The 3,158-nt window shown below is 47.6% G+C and carries 3 protein-coding genes and 1 pseudogene; all 4 read left to right on the forward strand.

Annotation, left to right across the window (positions count from 1 at the left end):
- Positions 1-375 (forward strand): annotated as a pseudogene (locus tag FD01_RS06435) (D-alanyl-lipoteichoic acid biosynthesis protein DltB); the annotation flags it as partial.
- Between the two features lie 16 nt (positions 376-391).
- A complete protein-coding gene (dltC, locus tag FD01_RS06440; RefSeq protein ID WP_054719862.1) occupies positions 392-625 on the forward strand; it encodes a D-alanine--poly(phosphoribitol) ligase subunit DltC in 234 nt (77 codons plus the stop codon).
- Complete coding sequence (dltD, locus tag FD01_RS06445; RefSeq protein WP_056963314.1) at positions 622-1,866, forward strand: D-alanyl-lipoteichoic acid biosynthesis protein DltD; 1,245 nt, start codon at positions 622-624, stop codon at positions 1,864-1,866. Before dltC ends, dltD begins: the two co-directional genes overlap by 4 nt.
- Complete coding sequence (locus tag FD01_RS06450) at positions 1,856-2,983, forward strand: serine hydrolase domain-containing protein (protein ID WP_082611729.1); 1,128 nt, start codon at positions 1,856-1,858, stop codon at positions 2,981-2,983. The genes dltD and FD01_RS06450 overlap by 11 nt, the downstream gene beginning before the upstream one ends.
- Positions 2,984-3,158 lie beyond the last annotated feature (175 nt).

The raw sequence follows: 3,158 nt of genomic DNA on the forward strand, positions 1-3,158 counted from the left end.
AAAGAGTTCTGGAATCGCTGGCACATGAGTTTGAGCTTTTGGTTCCGGGATTTCGTCTTCATGAGAACAACTTTCTTTATCATGAAGCACAAACTGATCAAAAATCGCATTCGCGTCAGCCAAGTGGCCTACTTGATCAATTTCTTAGTGATGGGCTTTTGGCATGGGGTGACGTGGTATTACATCGTGTATGGCTTGTTTCATGCCGGTGCGATCATCATCAACGACATTTGGCTGCAGTTTAAGAAAAAGCACCGCAAGTCGATACCACATAATCGCTTTACGCAAGCTTTGGCGATTTTCATCACCTTCAATGTGGTCTGCTTTAGTTTCTTGATTTTCTCAGGGCTTTTAAACCAATTATTCTTCCAATAAAAAAGGAGTATTCACAATGGACACAAAAACAACGGTATTAAACATTTTACAAGACCTCACTGGTGAAGACTTATCCACGGCTTTAGACACCGATTTATTTGCCACGGCTTTGCTGGATTCCATGGACACCGTGCAGTTGTTATTGGAATTACAAGATCAGTTGGGAATTTCCGTGCCAGTGTCTGAATTTGACCGCAATGAATGGAACACGCCAAACAAGATCATTGCTAAAGCTTCTGCCGCTCAATGAAAAAACGTCTCTGGTTGATTTTTGGCCCAGTGATCTTAGCGTGTGCGCTAGTGCTTGGCGTGTTATTAGTGCCACTGCCACAAGGTCACCTCAATGAAAAAACCTTACGTGAAGCCTCAGTCTCGATGTCACCGAACATTTTGCTCGGCCAGCGCATCAAAGACCAAGCGTTGCAAGCCGGTTATGTGCCGTTTATGGGGAGCTCAGAATTGTCGCGGATGGATGCCTTTCACCCGTCAGTGTTAGCCGCCAAGTATGACCGTGACTATCGACCCTTTTTATTAGGGGCGCCTGGGACGCAATCCTTGACCCATTATTTAGATGACCAGTCTTGGATCCGGGAGTACCGCGGTAAGAAAATCGTCTTCATTATTTCCCTGCAGTGGTTCACGCCTAAAGGGGTCAATCCTGGAGCCTTTCAATATTTCTACTCGCCACTACAAGCCATTGAGTTCTTACAACATGCCAAGCCTCATGACGCGGCTGATCGTTATGCGGCTCAGCGCTTGTTTAAACTCAGCCCAGCTAAAGCCCACAGCGATATTCGCGAAGGACTGCTTGATATTGCCGCTGGCGTGAAGTTAGGCAAGGGGTTGAACACGCGTTTAGCCGTGCATGAAACCTTGTTGCGCAATGAAGACAGTCTGTTTTCTCGCTTTACGGTAGGCAATTACTATGCGCGCATTGAAAAAGGTATGCAACAATTGCCTAAACATGCCACCAATCAACAATTGTCAGTGCTCGCCGGCAAAATTGGCGCCAAGGCGACGACCAATAATCATTTTGGCATTGAAAATCACTTCTTTTCGCAGCGTTTAGGCGGCAATAAGCTGGCTAAGATGCGTGGAAAACAGGCGAAGTTTGATTATCGTCGTTCACCCGAATATGGTGATTTTCAACTGTTGCTCGATCAATTTGCCAAAAATCATATTCAAGTCCAATTCGTCATTCCACCCATTAACCACAAATGGGCGCAGTATACGCATTTATCAGAGCCGATGGTGACCACCACCACCCAAAAGCTCAAACATCAACTGCAAGCCCAAGGGTTCACGCATGTGCTGGATCTCACCAAGGCTGGCAATCGACCATACTTTATGCAAGATACGATTCACTTAGGCTGGCGCGGTTGGGTCGCGATGGATCAAGTGGTTGATCCGTTTTTGACCAAGCCGCAAAAACCTGACGCCTATCATATCCAGCCTTACTTCTTCTCTAAAGGCTGGGCGAATGCTCAGTAGTCGCAGGCGTCCGCGTCAGTCGATTTGGCCGCAGGTGGTGGCGACGTTATTGATGTTAGGCGTGGTGGGGACGGTTGGCTTTGCTGTAGGCAAACGCGCGCAACCTCAAATCAGAAAATCGCAACCAGTGACACCGCTTAAACTCAAACCATCCACTGCGGTACCGATGGATCTGCGGCAATACTTGCCAAAAAAACAATTCTCCGGAGTGGCGGCATTGTATCGCAATGGCAAACGCGTCGCCACGTTAGCGCAAGGTCAAGCCACGACGCAAGCGTTGAACACGCCGGCGACGATGTTTGAAATCGATTCGGTGCAAAAATCATTGACCGCAGGACTGGTGATGCATGAAGCCATGCAAGGCAAGCTCCACCTCCATGACAAACTGCACCAATATTTTCCCCAAATCCCAGGTAGTGAAACCATCACGATTCGGCAGTTATTGGACATGGATTCCGGTTTGAGTGTGCATGGCAGTTTTATGAATCGCGAATATGTGGATGATCAAACTACAGTTGATCGTTTGATTACGAAGTTGCGCTATAGCTCGGCAATGAACGGACAAGGTTACTATCAGGCGGCCAATTATGTGGTATTGGTCGGTATTTTGATGAAAGTCACTGGCCAAAGTTATCAAACCTTGGTGGAAAACCAATACATCAAACCGCTACATTTAGCTCACACGCGCTTTGCCTATGATCGTGATGTGGCAGGTGTTGCCCAAGGCCATTATTGGGGAAAACATGGCGTGACTGATGCCACTATCGCCAATACCACTCATGCGCAACAACATCAAGAACTCGGCACTGGACAATTGATGATGAGTATCGACGATTTGTATACCGTTGAAAGTGCGTTATTGTCTGGCCGATTGGTCGGTGGGCGTAATGCCAGCGCTTTGTTGTTTGCACCAGGGTCTTTGTCGACGTATGGTGGTGGCATGTATCAAAATGGGCCGTATCGTTCTGCCAATGGTTTCGGATATGGCTTTGAATGTTTCTTGCGCATTACCCAATCTGGGCGTGATGCGGTGATCGTGATGAGCAACTGCAGTGTGCCTAAAGCCGTCAATGAAGTGGCCTCTGATAAAATCGCGCAAGCTTGGTTGACACACTAGGAGGCAAGGCATGACCACCAAAAAACTATTCTGGTTACTAATGGCCTTGCCGTTTGTGTTGATCGCCGGCTGGTTCGCAAAAAATACGTGGGAAACCCAGCAAGTTCGCACAGTGATGATCAACCAGTTAAGGGCAAATGGTTATCCGCAAGCCGAACTGACGCACATCAGCAAG

The organism is Lacticaseibacillus manihotivorans DSM 13343 = JCM 12514 (assembly GCF_001435035.1).
Lineage (GTDB): Bacteria > Bacillota > Bacilli > Lactobacillales > Lactobacillaceae > Lacticaseibacillus > Lacticaseibacillus manihotivorans.

Excerpts from the sequence above, each read along its gene's own strand:
- dltC (WP_054719862.1), top strand. The coding sequence starts at position 392 with ATGGACACAAAAACAACGGTATTAAACATTTTACAAGACCTCACTGGT.
- dltD (WP_056963314.1), top strand. The coding sequence starts at position 622 with ATGAAAAAACGTCTCTGGTTGATTTTTGGCCCAGTGATCTTAGCGTGT.
- FD01_RS06450 (WP_082611729.1), top strand. The coding sequence starts at position 1,856 with ATGCTCAGTAGTCGCAGGCGTCCGCGTCAGTCGATTTGGCCGCAGGTG.